General features: G+C 32.3%; 20 protein-coding genes. 18 read left to right on the top strand and 2 right to left on the bottom strand.

The window, feature by feature from the left end:
* The first annotated feature begins 52 nt into the window (after window positions 1–52).
* The 7 genes from J2Z80_RS04840 (at window position 53) to hydG (ending at window position 6,304) form a co-directional block, all read left to right on the top strand.
* On the top strand, window positions 53–1,117 hold the full coding sequence (locus J2Z80_RS04840) for a FecCD family ABC transporter permease (protein ID WP_209453391.1): 1,065 nt from the start codon (window positions 53–55) through the stop codon (window positions 1,115–1,117).
* The gene (locus tag J2Z80_RS04835; protein WP_209453390.1) at window positions 1,114–1,866 is read left to right on the top strand and encodes an ABC transporter ATP-binding protein; all 753 of its coding nucleotides are present in this window, start codon (window positions 1,114–1,116) and stop codon (window positions 1,864–1,866) included. Before J2Z80_RS04840 ends, J2Z80_RS04835 begins: the two co-directional genes overlap by 4 nt.
* A 23-nt stretch (window positions 1,867–1,889) precedes the next feature.
* Window positions 1,890–2,309, top strand: coding sequence for a tRNA (N6-threonylcarbamoyladenosine(37)-N6)-methyltransferase TrmO (tsaA, locus tag J2Z80_RS04830; RefSeq protein WP_209453389.1), 420 nt, complete (start codon window positions 1,890–1,892; stop codon window positions 2,307–2,309).
* 271 nt (window positions 2,310–2,580) lie between these two features.
* Window positions 2,581–3,039, top strand: coding sequence for a Fur family transcriptional regulator (locus tag J2Z80_RS04825; RefSeq protein WP_209453388.1), 459 nt, complete (start codon window positions 2,581–2,583; stop codon window positions 3,037–3,039).
* A gap of 269 nt (window positions 3,040–3,308) precedes the next feature.
* Window positions 3,309–3,611, top strand: a complete 303-nt coding sequence (locus tag J2Z80_RS04820) for a DUF5320 domain-containing protein (protein ID WP_209453387.1) — start codon at window positions 3,309–3,311, stop codon at window positions 3,609–3,611.
* A 319-nt stretch (window positions 3,612–3,930) separates the two neighbouring features.
* Window positions 3,931–4,803 carry a YitT family protein gene (locus J2Z80_RS04815; RefSeq protein WP_209453386.1) on the top strand — a complete coding sequence of 291 codons (873 nt, stop codon included), beginning with the start codon at window positions 3,931–3,933 and terminating at the stop codon, window positions 4,801–4,803.
* Between the two features lie 100 nt (window positions 4,804–4,903).
* Window positions 4,904–6,304 carry a [FeFe] hydrogenase H-cluster radical SAM maturase HydG gene (gene hydG / locus J2Z80_RS04810; RefSeq protein WP_209453385.1) on the top strand — a complete coding sequence of 467 codons (1,401 nt, stop codon included), beginning with the start codon at window positions 4,904–4,906 and terminating at the stop codon, window positions 6,302–6,304.
* An 11-nt stretch (window positions 6,305–6,315) separates the two neighbouring features.
* Here hydG and hydE read toward each other — a convergent pair whose 3' ends face one another.
* Window positions 6,316–7,392, bottom strand: coding sequence for a [FeFe] hydrogenase H-cluster radical SAM maturase HydE (gene hydE, locus J2Z80_RS04805; RefSeq protein WP_209453384.1), 1,077 nt, complete (start codon window positions 7,390–7,392; stop codon window positions 6,316–6,318).
* 145 nt (window positions 7,393–7,537) lie between these two features.
* Between hydE and J2Z80_RS04800 the strand changes: the two genes are divergently transcribed.
* From J2Z80_RS04800 to J2Z80_RS04780, 5 genes are all read left to right on the top strand, one after another.
* Window positions 7,538–7,903, top strand: a complete 366-nt coding sequence (locus tag J2Z80_RS04800; protein ID WP_209453383.1) for a NifB/NifX family molybdenum-iron cluster-binding protein — start codon at window positions 7,538–7,540, stop codon at window positions 7,901–7,903.
* Window positions 7,904–7,905: 2 nt separating this feature from the next.
* A complete protein-coding gene (locus tag J2Z80_RS04795; protein ID WP_209453382.1) occupies window positions 7,906–8,751 on the top strand; it encodes an ATP-binding protein in 846 nt (281 codons plus the stop codon).
* On the top strand, window positions 8,748–9,617 hold the full coding sequence (locus J2Z80_RS04790) for an ATP-binding protein (protein WP_209453381.1): 870 nt from the start codon (window positions 8,748–8,750) through the stop codon (window positions 9,615–9,617). Before J2Z80_RS04795 ends, J2Z80_RS04790 begins: the two co-directional genes overlap by 4 nt.
* Entirely contained in the window at window positions 9,618–9,974 is a 357-nt protein-coding gene (locus J2Z80_RS04785) for a NifB/NifX family molybdenum-iron cluster-binding protein (protein ID WP_209453380.1), read from the top strand. It abuts the gene before it with no gap.
* A 62-nt stretch (window positions 9,975–10,036) separates the two neighbouring features.
* Complete coding sequence (locus J2Z80_RS04780) at window positions 10,037–10,855, top strand: MBL fold metallo-hydrolase (protein WP_209453379.1); 819 nt, start codon at window positions 10,037–10,039, stop codon at window positions 10,853–10,855.
* A gap of 104 nt (window positions 10,856–10,959) precedes the next feature.
* Here the strand turns inward: J2Z80_RS04780 and J2Z80_RS04775 are convergent, their stop codons facing one another.
* Entirely contained in the window at window positions 10,960–11,472 is a 513-nt protein-coding gene (locus J2Z80_RS04775) for an alkyl sulfatase-like hydrolase (RefSeq protein WP_209453378.1), read from the bottom strand.
* A 158-nt stretch (window positions 11,473–11,630) separates the two neighbouring features.
* Between J2Z80_RS04775 and J2Z80_RS04770 the strand changes: the two genes are divergently transcribed.
* From J2Z80_RS04770 to lplA, 6 genes are all read left to right on the top strand, one after another.
* Complete coding sequence (locus tag J2Z80_RS04770; protein ID WP_209453377.1) at window positions 11,631–12,299, top strand: response regulator transcription factor; 669 nt, start codon at window positions 11,631–11,633, stop codon at window positions 12,297–12,299.
* Between the two features lies 1 nt (window position 12,300).
* Window positions 12,301–13,650 carry a sensor histidine kinase gene (locus tag J2Z80_RS04765; RefSeq protein WP_209453376.1) on the top strand — a complete coding sequence of 450 codons (1,350 nt, stop codon included), beginning with the start codon at window positions 12,301–12,303 and terminating at the stop codon, window positions 13,648–13,650.
* A 74-nt stretch (window positions 13,651–13,724) separates the two neighbouring features.
* Window positions 13,725–14,318 (top strand): DUF1847 domain-containing protein, encoded by a 594-nt coding sequence (locus tag J2Z80_RS04760; protein ID WP_209453375.1) that lies wholly within the window; start codon window positions 13,725–13,727, stop codon window positions 14,316–14,318.
* Window positions 14,319–14,475: 157 nt separating this feature from the next.
* Window positions 14,476–15,666: an MFS transporter gene (locus J2Z80_RS04755; RefSeq protein ID WP_209453374.1), complete on the top strand. Its 1,191-nt coding sequence runs from the start codon at window positions 14,476–14,478 to the stop codon at window positions 15,664–15,666.
* An 88-nt stretch (window positions 15,667–15,754) separates the two neighbouring features.
* Window positions 15,755–16,972, top strand: a complete 1,218-nt coding sequence (locus J2Z80_RS04750; RefSeq protein WP_209453373.1) for a S1C family serine protease — start codon at window positions 15,755–15,757, stop codon at window positions 16,970–16,972.
* Window positions 16,973–17,095: 123 nt separating this feature from the next.
* Window positions 17,096–18,076 (top strand): lipoate--protein ligase, encoded by a 981-nt coding sequence (lplA, locus tag J2Z80_RS04745; RefSeq protein WP_209453372.1) that lies wholly within the window; start codon window positions 17,096–17,098, stop codon window positions 18,074–18,076.
* Window positions 18,077–18,199: the final 123 nt, after the last annotated feature.

Genomic DNA, 18,199 nt, shown 5'->3' with positions numbered 1-18,199 from the left:
TAGCATTTTTATTTTAAACTGTGAAAAAATTAAAATTAAGGGAGATGTAGTTTTGAAGGAGACTTTTACAAATAGTATACCTGCAAGTTATAACAAATACATAAAAAGAAAAATTTTAATAATATTTCTTGTAATATTGGTAACTATTTTACTTGCAATGTATGCCATAAATGCTGGTTCTGCTGGTATTAGTACATACGATGTAATTAAAACATTGATTGGTAAGGGCAGTGAAAGATTCAAAATTATTGTCTGGAATATTAGAATGCCGAGAGTTTTATCGGCTATTGTAGCGGGCACTGGACTTTCAGTAGCTGGTTGCGTGACACAGAGTATTTTAAGAAACCCTTTAGCATCACCATTTACTTTAGGAATTTCTCAAGGTGCTTCTTTTGGAGCTGCATTGGCTATTATAGTATTTGGAGCTGGAACTACTTCAAATCCTGATTCTGTGATTATAAATAATTCATATTTAGTGGTAATATTTGCCTTCTTGGGTTCAATGGGTGCTACATTGATTATTTTGATGCTTGCAAAGAATTTTAAAGTAACTCCTGAGGCTATGGTTTTAGCAGGGGTAGCATTGGGTTCTTTGTTTTCTGCTATTACTATGATTTTACAGTATTTCAGCGATGATGTGCAGGTAGCTTCAGTTGTATTCTGGACTTTTGGGGATATAGGAAGGACCTCATGGAGTGATTTAGCTATAATGTCAACAGTTGTGGGTCTTTCTTTAATATACTTTATGTTAAATCGCTGGAATTATAATGCTTTAGACAGTGGAGAAGAAACAGCAAAAGGTTTAGGAGTTGATGCTGAAAGGATAAGATTGATTGGAATGTTTATTGCATCTTTAATCGCTGCAACAATAACTTCTTTTGTTGGTATTATTGGCTTTATTGGACTTGTTGGTCCTCACATAATGAGAAGATTGATTGGTAGCGATCATAGATTTTTAATTCCAGCATCTTCTGCAATAGGAAGTTTAATACTTTTGGCATCAGATACTTTAGGTAGAACTATAATTTCACCTATAGTACTACCCGTTGGTGCAATAACTTCATTTTTAGGCGCTCCGGTTTTCTTATACGTGCTCTCAAGGGGGTACAAAAAATGATTTTAAATATTGATGGTATTGAATTTAGTTATAGCAGTGTACCAGTATTAAAAAATATTAGATTTGACATTAAAAGAGGGGAGCTTTTGTCTATACTAGGAAATAATGGAGCAGGAAAGTCAACTTTATTAAAATGCATAAATAAGATTTTGAAACCCCATAAGGGTACAATTTATATAGAAGAAGAAGATATCCTAAAACTAGATCGGGTAGAAATAGCAAAGAAAATTGGATATGTTGCACAAAGAAATGAAAATGGACGTTTTACTGTTTTTGATGCAGTGCTTTTAGGCAGAAAGCCGCATATTAAATGGGATGTTACAAAAAAAGATTTAAAAATAGTAAATGATGTTATTAACAAATTTAATTTAGATAAATTGTCTTTAAGATATTTAAGTGAATTAAGTGGTGGTGAACTACAAAAGGTAGTGATAGCACGGGCTTTGGCACAACAGCCTCTTGTGATACTCTTAGACGAACCAACGAATAACTTAGACTTAAAAAATCAGATTGAAGTACTTAGAATTATCAAACAAACTGTTAAAGAACAAAATATAGCAGCGATTGTTATTATTCATGATTTAAATTTAGCACTTAGATTTTCTGACAAGTTTTTACTTTTAAAAGATAATTCGATATATGCATATGGTGGAGAAGAAATAATGACAGAAGAAAATATAGAAGCAGTTTATGATATTCCTGTTGCTGTTGAAAGAGTTCATGATATTAAAGTAGTTATACCACTATAAAAATATTGGAAGGGGTAATTTTAATGGAAATTAATCCAATTGGGATAATACACAGTCCTTATAAAAATAAAAGTGATGCACCGTTTCAGGGTAGAATGAACAATGTAGAAACTGTATTAGAGATATATCCTGAATATGTAGACGGACTTTTAAGTATTGAAGAAAGAAAACATATAATTGTACTTTATTGGCAACATTTAAGCAAAAGGGATATATTAAGACATGTGACACCATGGGGGCCTGAGTTAAGGGGCGTATTTTCTACTCGTACGCCTAATAGACCTAATCCTATTGCTTTTTGTGTTGCAGATCTTATGAAAGTAGATGGCAATAAACTTTATGTAAAAGGTGTAGATGCTTTAGATGGCAGCTATCTGATTGATGTAAAACCATACGTTTATGAACTTGATAGCATAAAAGGACCAGATGATATTTTATTGTAGTAGTAAGTTTTTAAAAATTCATTAAGTAAATCAGCAGCTTTTGATGCTATATATGCTAATATAAGATTTTTATTGGTATTCACAAATTTTGATGTGGATTTTATGAAAAAACATTGACATTATAAAATTTGTTCAGATGATTACAAAGTAAAATTAATCATAAAAATTACCTCTGTTTAAGTAAGTAGAGGTAATTTTTTTATGATTATTGACATATGACGAAATTAATTATATTATATATAATGAACATATGTTAATTATAATTTAAGCGGTGATAGAATTGGAAAATGCATCTTTACAAAATTTAGTAGATTTTTTAAAAAAGACTGGTGTAAAAATCACATTAACTAGATTAATACTTTTAAAGACATTTACAAACAATCCTGATGTTCATTTTGATTTCAATAGTCTGCTGAGTATTGTTAGAAAAGAAGATTCTAATTATGGAATAGCGACTCTTTATAGAAATTTGGATATGTTGATTGAAAAAAACATCATATCTGTTAACACAATTGATAATGTAAAATATTATGAGCTTATTACACCTCAAAAGGGCAGTATTCATATACATTTGATATGTAAGCATTGTAAAAATGTAGAAGAGTATTCAGGTTATGAAATAATACAATTTCTAAATTTAATTAAAGATAAATATGGATTTGATATAAATTATGGCAGCATTAATGTTTATGGTATATGTAAAAAATGTAGAGAAAAAGCAAAAGAATAAAAATTCTAATTCCAAATCCAAGTGCTAAGCCAGAAGCCATTGCAGCGTTTTTGCTCAGCAAACTTTGAGCAAGCACAGTAGTAATTGAGAATGATGCTGAAAGCTATTTACGTAGAATGTCAAGCTAGAGTCTTTATAGATATTTATGTCATACAAAGATTTGGATAGAAGAAATTTTTTAAAATAATATTGACATATGTCAATAATAGTGATACTATATAATTGCGAAATGGTCATAAGACTAAAATAAATTAAAAGGAGTGGTAAATATGCCAAGAGGAGACGGAACAGGTCCAATGGGTTATGGTCCAATGTCTGGAAGAGGTATGGGATTTTGTGCAGGTTACAATGTTCCTGGATGTATGAATGGGCATGGTTTTGGCATGCACAGAGGATATAGACATATGTTTTATGCAACAGGAGTGCCAGGATATGCTAGATTTGGCAATGCAAAAGATGAAAAGTCATATTTAAAGGCACAAGCTCAATACCTTGAGGATCAACTAAAGTATATAAAAGATCGGCTTAACGATTTAGAAGACACCAATGATGATGACAAAAAGAAGGAATAAATTTTTTAACTTTAAGGCTGTTAGCAATCAATTTGCTACAGCCTTAATTTTTTTGAAGGAAGATGAAAAAGTTTATTCATAATCATTTTTAACATATAATATAACGATGTTATTTTTAGAGAATATATATCAGCTTAAAAAAACAAATGAATTATTAATTCATTAAAAATTTATTTTGCATTTTTTATTGCATTATAAATGTATATAGATTAAACTAGACGTGGAGGGGCTTTCTTTGTTGATGGATTGTAGTAATTTATTTTAACTAAGGACTGTATTTTTAAATGATTTGTGCTTGTACTAGGAGGCAATTATAATAATGTTTGTTGGCAATAATAAATTGAGAAGCAGTCTAAGCATAAAGAATATCGTTGAAATTCTCTTTGGTACTTTTATCTATTCTATAGGGATTAATACTTTTATTGTACATGCCAGATTGTTAAGTGGCGGTGTTTCAGGTATATCATTGATTGTACAGTATCTAACTGGTTTACCAGCAGGTTATACGATTTTTATATTAAACATCCCATTGTTAATATTAAGCTATAAGAAAATTGGCTTAAGATTTACTATGTATACAGTAATGGGGACATTGTCATTATCTCTATTTCTAATTTTAACTCAGTTTTTGGATAAAATAATCAATTTTGATGACCCGATTTTACTGTGCCTTTATGGCGGTGTACTTACAGGTGCAGGTATGGGAATAGTCTTTGCCAATCATGGTTCTACTGGTGGACTTGATATCATATCTGTATTAGTAAAGAAAAATCATGACAATTTTGAGATCGGCAAGACGAATCTTTATATTAATTTTTTTATAGTCTTAGCTGGAGCCATATTTATAGGACTTAAAAGTGCTTTATACACACTTGTTTCAATGTCGATAAATTCGTTTGTGTTAGACAAGACGATAAATGGTTTTAACAGACGAAAGATGCTTTTTATAATTACAAATGAAGAGGAAAAAATAAGCAATGCAATTATGAATGATTTAAAAAGAGGTGTTACGTTTATTCAAGCTGAAGGCGCATATACAAAGACTAATCGCAGAATACTTTATTGTGTTGTATCACTTTCGCAAATTCCATACCTCAAACATTTAGTCTACAGCATTGACAGCAATGCATTTATATCAATTTTAGATGTTTCAGAAGTTAGAGGGAAAGGATTTATAGATGACTTATTTTAATAAAAATTAATTGTTGAATATTTAACAACTTAGGTATATAATTTTATTATAAATACTAAGCCCAAGGGATTTACTGAGGGCAAGGGAAGGAGAATAAAAAATGGAAAGACAAGTTGCAGATTTTATTGATGACGAGAAAATAAAAGCGGCTTTAAGATATGGTGAAAGTGCCTCAAAGGATGAAGCATTGAAGATTATTGAAAAAGCCAAAAATTTAAAAGGCATTACGCCTGAAGAAGCGGCGGTTCTTCTAAACTTGGAAGATGATGAGCTTCTTGAGGAAATGTACAAAGTAGCAAGATACATTAAGGAGCAGATTTACGGCAACAGGATAGTCATATTTGCACCACTTTACATTAGCAATTACTGTGTCAATAATTGCAGGTATTGTGGCTATAAACATTCTAACGAGCAAGAACGGAAAAGACTTACTATGGATGAGGTAAGGCGTGAAATAGAAATATTGGAGGAGATGGGACATAAAAGATTGGCTGTTGAAGCAGGCGAAGATCCAGTAAATTGTCCTATTGATTATGTATTGGATGTCATTAGGACTATCTACGATACAAAATTAAAAAATGGCAGCATAAGAAGAGTTAATGTAAATATAGCTGCTACGACTGTTGAAAACTATAAAAAGTTAAAAGATGTTGGTATAGGGACATATATATTATTCCAAGAGACTTATCACAGGCCCACATACGAATACATGCATCCGACAGGACCAAAGCATGACTACGATTATCATACAACTGCCATGGACAGAGCTATGGAAGCAGGTATTGATGATGTAGGTATGGGAGTTTTGTACGGCCTTTATGATTATAAATATGAAACGATAGCACTTCTGTACCACGCAAACCACCTTGATGAAAAATTCGGTGTTGGACCACATACTATTTCTGTTCCAAGGCTTAGACCTGCTTTAAATATTACACTAGATGATTATCCATATCTTGTATCAGATAAAGATTTCAAAAAGCTAGTTGCTGTAATACGCTTAGCCGTACCATATACAGGTATGATCCTATCTACAAGAGAACTTCCTGAATTTAGGGAAGAAGTTATAAGCGTAGGTATATCTCAGATAAGTGCAGGTTCTTGTACAGGTGTAGGCGGCTATTACGAAGAAATATCGAAAAAGGAAGAGACAAAACCTCAGTTTGAAGTAGGAGATCATAGGACACCAAATGAGATATTGAGGACTTTATGTCAGCAGCATTATTTGCCAAGTTATTGTACAGCATGTTACAGAATGGGGCGTACTGGCGATAGGTTTATGAGCTTTGCTAAGTCAGGACAGATTCACAATTTCTGCTTGCCAAATGCTATACTTACATTTAAAGAGTTCCTTTTAGATTACGGTGATGAAGCCACAAAAGCTATAGGTGAAGAAACGATTGCTGCAAACATAGAAAATATTCCTTCTGAGAAGGTAAGAGAAGAAACGAAAAATAGACTCAAACGGTTAGAAAATGGTGAAAGAGATCTGTACTTCTAAAAAAATCCGGGTTATCCCGGATTTTTCCATATCTTTTTGCGATCACCTTTTTCGTGTCCTATAATTCTATTTTCTGAAATAATCAATTTCCTTATATTTTCTAGATCATTAACTACTTTAGAACCATCATCAGAAGTTTTTCCTGGATACAGAGCGTACAATTTTTTATATTCATTAAGTCCCATATTTGGCATTATGACATTTGCACCTGCTCGTAACCCTTTTATATATCCATTGTCAGCTTTAACACCTAGAGCAGTGGTAGCTGGCATGTTTATGTCTGGCAGCAAAAGGCGTGTCAAAGCCAGCATTTTTAATACAATTTCAACATTACCCCCTTTTTCATTTTCTAATGGAGTATTTGGAGTTGGTATAAATGGCCCCATTCCAATCATATCAGCATCAATGTTTTTAAAAAAAAGTATATCTTCTGCTAGCATATCTGAAGTTTGTCCAGGCAATCCAATTAGGCATCCAGTACCCACTTCATAACCCAGTTCTTTTAAATCTATTAAACACCTAACGCGATTATCAAAACTCATATTTGGATGCAACTTTTTGTAAAGGTCCTTGTTAGTCGTTTCTATGCGCAAAAGATATCTGTCTGCACCAGCTTTTTTTAGATCTGCATATTCTTTTGTTGTCAATTCACCAATGCTTAGTGTAATAGATAAGTCAAGATCCTTGATTTTTTCAACGATGTTGCACAAATCCTTTATTTTAAAATGTTTGTCCTCACCACCTTGTAATACTACAGTTTTTAATCCAGCATCTTTTGTAGCCTTTGCACATTGCAAAATTTCATTTTCATCCATCCTATACCTTTTTATTGACTTATTATAGACCCTAAGGCCACAATAATAGCAAGTTCTGCAGCAATAATTGCTTATTTCAATCAAGCCTCGTAAATGAACCACATCACCTACAAATTTTTTTCTTACTCTGTCTGCAGCTTGGCAAATTTCATCAGTGTATTCAGATTTTAGTAGAATGACAAGATTTTCCTTGCTTAATGTGTGTTCATTTTCAAGATATGAAATTAAATCTTTTATGTAATCATAATTAATTTGATAATCAATTCTGCTCATTGCAAAAATCAGCCTCTCATTTTTTATAATTAACATTATATCATACAACAAATAAAATTTTTAATATTTTTATTGACATATGACAAAAATAATTATATATTTATAATTGTATATGACGTATGTTTGAAATAATGGAGGGTTGTTTATGAAAATTGCGATTTCATCAGAAGGTGATAATCTAAATTCAAATGTAAATTCAAGGTTTGGTAGAGCAAGGTATTTTATCGTTGTTGATACTGAATCAATGAATTACAAAGCTATTGGTAAAACTGCAGCATCATCTGCAGGTGGTGCTGGTACAAAGGCAGCACAACTTCTATTAGATGAGGGTGTTGACTCAATTATATCAAGTAATGTAGGACCAAATGCATTAGAAGTGTTTCAGGCGGCTGGAATAAGTGTTTATAAATCGATCAATGATACTATCGAAAAAAATGTAGAAGAATTTAAAAAGGGTACATTAGAGAAAATTGAATTGCCTACTAATAATGGTCATCATGGAGAGCATTAAAAATGAAAGGTTACAAAATAGCTGTTTTGAGCGGTAAGGGTGGAACTGGCAAAACCACAGTTTCTTCAAATCTTGCTAAAATTCAAAAAAGCATTTATGTTGACTGCGATATAGAAGAACCTAATGGATATTTGTTTTTAAAACCGGAAATAGAGAAAGTAAAAGATGTAAATGTGATGATTCCCAGCATAGATTATGATAAGTGTACCCTTTGCGGTGAATGTACGAGGGCATGTAGATTTGGTGCATTAACAAAGTTGATAAAGAAAATACTTGTTTTTGACCATTTATGCCATTCATGTGGAGCATGCTATGAGATATGTCCATACAATGCTATAAACGAAATACCAAAGAAAATTGGTGCTATAAGGGTTGGACGATCAGATGATATAGATTTTATAGATGGCAAATTAAATATAGGTGAAGCTTCAGGAGTTCCTATAATAAAAGAAATTAAAAATTTGATAAAAGATACAGATAAAAATGTAATCATTGATAGTCCTCCTGGGACATCTTGTTCTGTCATACATTCTATTGAAGGCAGTGACTATTGCCTTTTAGTCACTGAGCCGACTCCATATGGATTACACGATCTAAAACTAGCTGTTGAACTAGTTAAAGAGATGAATTTGCCATTTGTTGTCATCATCAATAAATCAGGGGAAGAAGATAGTATTATAGAGAACTATTGCAAGGAAGAAAGTATAAATGTGCTTGCAAAAATTCCATTTAAAAAAGAATACGCTGAATTGTATTCTAAAGGGAATCTGCTAATTAAAGAAGACGATGAAATAAGGCACACATTTGAAAATTTATCACAGAAATTAATGGAGCTGATTGGAAAATGAAACAGTTGGTTATATTAAGTGGTAAAGGCGGAACTGGAAAGACAACAGTTGCAACGGCCCTAAGTGAAATTGTAGAAAATAAAGTTATGGCAGATTGTGATGTTGAAGCTCCTAACTTAAACATACTTTTCAATGGAGAAATACAAAAAGTCGATAATTTTTATGGTAAAGAAGTAGCATTGATAGATGATGGCAAATGCATAAAGTGTGGTTTATGTGAAACATTGTGCAGATTTGATGCGATTTCTGATTATAAAGTAAATCCATATCATTGCGAAGGCTGTGGTCTCTGCTCTTATAAGTGTCCCAGTGGTGCAATTAAGATGATTGAAGAAAACACAGGTGAAATTATAGTAGGTGAAAATAAGAAAGGTGAAAAAATAATATATGCCGAGTTGTTTCCAGGTGCTGATGGTTCTGGGAAGTTAGTTACTGAGGTAAGAAAAAAAGCTACTGAGAATAAAGGTGATTGTGACTACATTATAATTGATGGCACACCTGGAATAGGATGTCCTGTTTTATCTTCTGCAACAGGTGCAGATATTGCTCTTATTGTTACTGAACCAACTGTTTCTGGTTTTGAAGACATGAAAAGAGTGCTTGAAGCAATTGAGAGTTTTAAAATAAAATCTCTCGTTTGCATAAACAAGTGGAATATTAATAAAGATATTTCTAATAAAATAGAGAAATATTGTCAAGAAAATAGTATAGATGTTGTAGGAAAGATAAATTTTGATGAAACAGTAATTAAAGCTTTAAAAAGATTTCAAAGCATTAATAAATTTCCTGACAGCACTGCATACAGACAGATTTTAGACATGTGGGAGAAAATAAAAAAATATTTAGATGAAAGGATGGATGCTTAAATGAAGATAGCTGTTGCTACAGATGGAAGAAGCGTTTCAATGCATTTTGGACATTGTGAGGGATTTACGATTTTTAATGTGGAAGAAAATAAAATAGTAAGTGCCAATTTTATTGAAAATCCAGGGCATAGACCAGGATTTTTGCCGGAATTTTTGAAAGCCAAAGGTGTAGAATGCATCATTTCTGGTGGAATGGGTTCAAGCGCAATAGATTTGTTTAATTCTTACGGCATTGATGTCATTACAGGTGCGTCTGGCGATGCTGAAGATGTGGTAAAAAGGTATATTGATGGAACTTTGATATCTACAGATAGTGCATGTGAAAAACATGAACATGCGGGACACTGTGAAGACTAAAAGTAAAAGGACTGTCTACTGTCTTGTAGATAGTCCTAATTTTATGGGAAAGAGGTGTTTAAATGGAATTACAAGTATTAATTGAAAATGTAGTCTATAAAAAGGGTTTTTTGGCTGAACACGGTTTATCATTGCTTGTAAAGAAAGAAGACAAGGCAGTTTTAGTCGATACAGGGCAAAGCGGCAATTTTATTATAAATTCCGGATTGATGGGCATAAATTTAAAGAACATAAACAAAGTAATACTAACACATGGTCATTATGATCATGTTGGTGGACTTAAAGATCTTATGGATGAAAATGAAGATGCGCACATATATGCAAGCCATAAAATACTTAATAGAAAATATGCTTTACGTAAAAACGGCACAATTGATGAAATAGGTTTTGATTTGTCAATATATGAAAAAAACAGAGAAAATTTTGTACTAATTCATGAAGATACAGAAGTGGAAAAAGATTTTTTTATAGTCACTAATATTGATGAGAAATATAATAATGATTTTACGACTAAAAATTTTTTAGTGGAAAAAGATAATGTAAAAATAAAAGATAATTTTTTGGATGAAATATTTGTTGTTGTTAAAGAAGGAGACTGCATAAATATAATTACAGGATGCTCCCATTTAGGTATTTTGAATATCCTGCACACTGCGGAAAGTAAATTTAAGGGTTATAGAATAAAATCACTTATTGGAGGATTTCACTTAAAAGGAATGACTGAAGAAGATATTGTGAATATTTCAGAGACGATGAAAGGTTATGATATACAATATATTTATACAGGTCACTGTACAGGTATAGATGAGTACGGGATTATGAAACGAATTTTAGGAGATAGGGTATCTTATTTGACTACCAGCTCATCTATAATTTTGTGAAATTATAAAAAATAATATGGTCGTGGGATAAATTCCTACGGCCATATTATATGAATCAACAAATTGTATATCGTTAATGTGTAAAAACATCATTAGGAACTAAATTAGTTATTTCCTGATTGAAAATGCATATTTTTGCCGAAACCTGCACCATGCACTTTGCCATATCCATTACCTGACATTCCACTTCTTCCAAAGCCTATTCCAAGTCCTACACCACCATTGCCAGTACCATCACATGCATTTATTCTTTCTTTAAGTAGTGATTTTAGCTCTGTTGCCCTTTCTTCTGCAATTACACCATTTTTAACCATTTGGTCTATATAGTCGGCTTTTTGTTTTAACAAGGCATTTTTGAAGTCTTCTAATTTTACACCATTTTCAACTGCTATTTGTTCCAGTGTCTTACCGGAATTTAAAAGTTTCAATGTTTCGTCTGTAGACTTTCCTAAAAGATTTGCCATAAAATCTACCATTTGTGTTCTGCTGTACCTTGGTGCAGTATATGATGTGTTTGTTTGAGGCGAATTGTTATTTGCTGTTTCCGCATATGCAGCAATGCCTGTTAAAAGTAAACCTCCTACCATTATTGATGCTACTAATTTTTTGATGTTCATAAAAACATCTCCTTTCAAAATTTATTTATCTTACACTTTTATTCTACCCATTATATTTGATACATCTTTAATGAAAGTGTGATGTTTTTGTGAAGGTTTTTTAATAATATTGTAAAAGGCTTTTAAAATAAGTAAACTAAAATTGGAGGTGTTTTATGATGGAAAAAGTTTTGGTCATTGAAGACGAGGAGGGAATGAGGGATATTTTAAAAACTTACTTAGAGAAAAACAATTTTGATGCTTTATTTGCTGAAGATGGCAATACAGGAATAAATATGTTTAAAAATAATTCATTTGATATAGTTTTGTTGGATGTAATGTTGCCAGACATGAGCGGTTGGAATGTATTAAAGACAATAAGAGAATCATCTAAAATACCTGTAATGATGATAACTGCTCGCAGTGAAGAATACGATAGGCTTTTAGGATTTGAACTTGGCGCTGATGATTACGTAGTCAAACCATTTAGTCCGAGAGAAGTCATAGCAAGGATAAAAGCTATCTTATCGAGATCTAAATGGACTGAATCGGATAAGCTAATATCTTTTTCGGGTATTACTATTGACACTGATTCAAGAGTTGTTAAAGTTGATGGAAAGAAAATAGACCTTACTCCAAAAGAATTTGATCTTTTAAATTTACTTGCACAAAACATGGGTAAGGCATTAAGCCGTGAGAAATGTCTTAATATTGTTTGGGGATATGAATTTTTTGGCGATTTAAGGACAGTTGATACACATATAAAGCAGTTGAGAGAAAAACTCGGCGATAAAAGAGATATCATAAAAACGGTATGGGGCTATGGATACAAATTAGGTGGTGATTAAAGTGAGAGGCATAAGAAAAAAGCTTTTTATTACGTATCTGATTATAACAGGAATAATTTTTTTATTGTTTTACTTGTCTCAAGTTGTCTTTATAGGTAAGATATACACTTATTATAAGATTAACCAGATGAAAAACTACAGCTTAAAAATAGCTAACGCATTAACTACAAACGATTATAAGACTGCTAATGAGCTTATGGAAGAATCCAATGCAAAAGTAATTGCAGTAACTGATACAGGCAACTTGGTTTTTGGAATGCATGGAAACGGACAAGGCTACGGAATAGGGTTGCCAAAAACTTTCTTAAACACTAATGAAAAATTAGCTGTGGTAGAATTTACGCATCCATCAATTGGTGTAAAATCTCTTGCAGTTATAAGATCATTTTCATACAATAATCAAAACGCAAAACTGGTATTGACTATTCCACTATCGACTATTACGGATACTACAGTCATATTTAAAAGTGAATTTTTTTTGATGCTACTAATATGTATTGTTGTAATAATCATCATGTCAATTATCATGTCGAAAAGGCTTACAAAGCCAATTGAAGATTTAAAAAATGCAGCACAAAACATAGCATCGGGGAATCTTGACGTGAAATTAGATGTAAAGACAAATGATGAATTAGAGGATTTGGCAATGTCCATGAATAGCATGGCAGAAAACCTCAGTAAAGCGGAAAAATTTAAAAGAGATTTAATAGCAAATATTACACACGACCTTAAGACGCCTTTAGGGCTTATAAAAGGATACTGTGAAATGCTACTGGACTTTTATGGCGATGATAAAGAAAAAAGAAATAAATATTTAAATGTTGCATTAAATGAAGTCGATCGAATGTCAAAAATGATAGACGATGTTTTATCATTATCAAAGCTTCAATCAGGTTTAGTAAAACTAAAGGTATCGTCTTTTAATTTAAAGAGTCTAGTTGATGATGTAGTTTTAAGCTTTGAACCATTGCTGCATGGTAAAAATATAAATATTGTCACGGAGAATCTTGATGTTATTGTAAATGGAGATGCTGAATTGATTAGAAGGGTTATAATGAATCTATTAAGCAATTCGATAAAAAGCATTAGTGAATCAGGTTTAATTACTATTTCTTCGATATTAGAAAACAATCATGTAAAAGTCATTGTATCAGACACGGGTAAAGGAATAGAGAGAGAAAAGCTACAAAATGTTTTTAAGAAGTTTTATAAAGGTGATAAATCAGGTACAGGGTTAGGGCTTGCAATAGTAAAAGAAATATTGGATTTGCATGGCAGTGAATATTATATAGAGAGCGAGATAAATAAAGGTACTTCGTTTTATTTTACACTAAATAAAGCAGATATTTAATTATAGTATCCCCTATACAATGGGATGGGTATGTGATATAATAATATTGAATACAGTATACAAGGAGTGATTTTATGAATTCAATATTTTCTTGTGCAGTATGTCCTAATAAGCCTTGTGCAAAAGGTGATGATAATTTTCCTAAGAATTGCCCTACAGTTATGGAAAAAGATATTATTAATGATTCAATTGAAAAATATAATAATGATGAAAATGTAAATAAGATTATGAAAATAGCAAATACACTTCCTGTTGACGAAAATGGCGAATTAAGGAGTAGAGCAGATGAAATAATCAATTTAATTATGCAAATGGGTATAAAAAAGATAGGTGTCGCTTTTTGCTATTCACTCGAAAAAGAGGCAAAAAAATTTGTCAAGATGCTCAATAAATACGATGTAACTGTAGTACCGGTGTGTTGTAAGGTAGGTTCTGTAGATGTAAAAGAAATTGGAATAGAGAAAAAGAGAGATAAATTCATTGCAACATGCAATCCAATCACACAAGCTGAAATAATGAACAAGGAAAATACGGAATTAAATGTGGTTGTCGGGCTTTGTGTTGGACATGATATATTGTTTAATAAAAATTCTAAAGCATATGTGACAACTTTGGTCGCTAAGGACAGGAAGTACGGTCATTGTCCTGTAAAGGCATTTGAAGAATAGGAGAGGAGCTATCCATATATGAGGATAGCTTTTTTATTTTCTACTATAAATATTTGCAAAATTACTTTAATTTGATTTAAAATTATCTTAACAAGTTTCAATATAGCTTTTATTATTTCATGCAAAATGAGAAATTTTTAGGAGGAGTCAATCGATCATGACAAATTCAAAAAAGGAAGTTGTTGTATCAAATATTGTACTGATTGGCATGGTAAGTTTGCTAATTGATATGAGTACAGAAATGGTGTATCCGATAGTCCCGCTTTTCCTGACTGCAACACTTGGGGCTTCACCAGCAATTGTAGGAATTATTGAGGGTATTGCTGAAAGCATAGCGTCGATTTTAAAGGTCTTTAGCGGTTACATAGGTGATAAATATAAAAATAAGAAAGTGCTGACTTTTATTGGATATTCAGCTTCAGCTATTTATAAATTACTTCTCCTTTTGGCAGGATCGTGGATAAGCGTTTTGATAGCGCGAATTATAGATCGCACAGGAAAAGGTATCCGCACTGCACCGCGAGATGCTCTTATTGCGCAGTCTAGTGAAAAGGATAAACTTGGCGGCTCTTATGGACTCCATAAAATGCTTGATATGGCTGGATCATCTGTAGGTGCTTTTATTGCTTTTATCATAGTAACAATTGGGCTAAAGTATAGGGTAGCATTTATGTGGTCGATTATACCTGCTATTCTTGGCATTATGATTATTCCATTTATAAAAGAGGATAAAAGTAAGAAACAAAAAAGTGAAAAATTGACGTTCAAAAATTTAAATTTAAGCTTAAAATTAAAACTTTATCTGGCTGTTATATTTATTTTTAACCTTGGGAATTCATCAAATACTTTTCTGCTTTTGAAAGCACAGAATTTAGGCTTTTCTTCATCATATGTAATGCTTCTTTATCTCGTATTTAATGTTTCCACGTCACTACTTGCCATCCCTTCCGGAAAGTTGTCAGATAAATTTGGCAGGAGATTGATTTTGGTTTCTGGTTATGCTATTTATGGACTTGTTTATTTGGGGTTTGCACTGTTCAATGCAAAAATCATAATTTTTCTTTTATTTATATTTTATGGAGCTTATACGGCATTTATAAGTGGTGCAGAGCGTGCATTTGTAGCCGAGGTTTCTTCTGATAAGTATAAAGGTACAGTATTAGGTATTTACGGTATGATTCAAGGTATAGGATTATTGTTGGCATCTATTATAGCTGGGGCAATGTGGGATCATATAAGTCCTGATGCACCGTTCTGGTTTGGCGGTATTCTTGGGCTTATTTCAGCAGCTTTCATTGCGGTCATACTAAGTTTAAGACGATTTCGAGAAAATGAAGAATATATGTAAAAAAATATTTACAAAGTATTCACAAATTCTTAAAAAATGTAATTTATAATATAATAGTGGAAAGAATAATCCGAGGAGGTTGAGCGATATGGAGTTCAATCATGATTTTGAAAATTATAGTATGCCTGAAGCTAGATTAAAAAATAATAAAAAGAGTTTAGGCAAGATGGTAAAAAGATATAGAAGAAAGATGTTTTTATCTTTTGTGGTTGTTGCGCTTGTAGCAGCTTTAATAGGTGGTGCTGCTGGAGCTGGAATTATGAAATATGCCGACATGGGTAAAACACAGATAGTAAATAGATATCTGCCGCTTTCATCTGACAATAACAATTTCAGCTTGATTACAAATATAGTAAAGACTGTAAGCCCATCTGTGGTTGGTATTGATACATATACAAGCGGATACGGAGCTTATGGAAACTCTTATGTACAGGAAGGCAGTGGCTCTGGTATAATAATTGATTCACAAGGTCACATAGTTACTAATAATCATGTTGTAGATGGTGCATCTAAGATAACTGTAAACTTGTCTGATGGGAGAAAATTTTCAGCGCAATTGGTAGGTAAAGATTCTAGGACTGACCTTGCGGTGTTAAAGATAAATGCAACTAATTTGACGCCTGCAAAATTAGGTGATTCATCAAAGCTAGAAGTAGGAGAACTGGCTGTAGCCATAGGAAATCCTCTAGGTGACAGCTTTGCTGGAACTGCTACAGCAGGTATAATAAGTGGATTAAATCGAAACCTGCAAAGTGATTATGGTCCAGTTAATCTTATACAAACAGATGCTGCTATAAATCCTGGGAATAGCGGTGGCCCACTTGTAAATAGCATCGGTGAAGTAATTGGCATAACAAGCATAAAGCTTACATCAACAGGTAGTTCAAGTACGCAAGATCCGTTCGGCTTATTTCAAAGCCAAGGCGTACCTTTGGAAGGTATGGGATTTGCTATTCCTATAAATGAAGCTAAACCAATTATCGATGATCTTATAAAAAATGGTTATGTAGAAAGACCTGTAATGGGAGTAAGTGTGCAACAAATAACTAAGCAACTAGCACGTCAGTATAATATACCTGTTGGCCTTTACATTGCACAAGTGCAGCAAGGAAGTGGTGCTGATGCTGCAGGACTAAGGGCTGGTGACATAATAACTGCTGTCGATGGAACAAATGTAACCACGTTTAATCAACTTGAAAATATTTTAAACAAACACAATATTGGCGATGTAATAAGCGTAACAGTTTGGAGAAATGGTCAAACACTTACTGTCAATGTAAAACTTTCAGGCTCGAATGGACAATAATAAGTTTTCGGTGGCTTTCATGCCACTTTTTTATTTTTTCATTGACATATTTTGATAAAACTCTTCACACTTGTGTTATACTTAATTTATAAAGTCAGCTTATTTTTTGAGAGGGTGTTCTTTATGATATATATTTACAATAAAATTACTGATCCATATTTTAATTTGGCGACAGAAGAGTACATATTAAAGAAATTCAATGATGAATGTTTCATGCTTTGGAGAAACAAGCCAAGTATAATAATAGGGAAAAATCAGAATGCTTTGGCTGAGATTAACCTTGACTACGTTAAAGAGCACAATATACCTGTTGTAAGAAGGTTATCAGGAGGTGGAGCGGTATTTCACGATTTAGGCAATGTGAATTTTACTTTTATTGTAAACGATGATTTGAATAGATTTAATGATTTTAGAAGATTTACACAACCTATTATTGATGTTCTAAGAAAGCTATCATTAAATGCTGAATTTTCTGGCAGAAATGATATAACGATTGATGGTAAAAAAATATCAGGCAATGCGCAGTACTATTATAAAAACAGGATACTTCATCACGGAACACTGCTGGTGTCGTCAAATATGGCAGATCTATCAGCGGCATTAAAGGTGAGACCTATAAAATTTGAAGACAAAGGCGTGAAGTCTGTATCTAAAAGAGTGACAAACATAAATGAGCATTTAAAAGAGCCTATTGATATTGAGGAATTTATAAATCTTATTATGAATGACATACGGCAGCGTACAGGTGGAAGTGGGCTGTATGAATTTACAGACGAAGATATAAAAAATATAGAAAAACTTAAAAATGAAAAGTATAGCACATGGGAATGGAATTTTGGTATGTCACCAGATTATAATTTGAAAAATGAGAAAAAATTTTTGGGTGGAACATTGGAAGTGGATTTAAATGTATCTGATGGAATAATAAAAGACATAAAGATATACGGCGATTTCTTTGGGAAAAAAGATGTGAAAGATGTAGAGGAAATGCTAAAGGGTGTAAAGCACGCTGAAAATGATGTCAAAAATGCGCTTTCATCAATAGACATTGGAGAATATTTTTCAAACATAACGTTAGAGAATTTGCTTGATGTGATGTTTTGAAAATTATGTTCAAAATATTGAATTATTGTTTAGATAGTGTTAAAATATGGTTAGAGTAAGTTGTCAAATAATTAACCCGCTTAAGAATTTTAATTTAAGTAATAATATTTTAAGTGAATAGCA

This window comes from Thermoanaerobacterium butyriciformans (assembly GCF_017874545.1).
In the GTDB taxonomy this organism is placed as follows: domain Bacteria; phylum Bacillota; class Thermoanaerobacteria; order Thermoanaerobacterales; family Thermoanaerobacteraceae; genus Thermoanaerobacterium; species Thermoanaerobacterium butyriciformans.
Note: the sequence above shows the minus strand (reverse complement) of the source record. Positions and strands in the feature narration are given on the sequence as shown.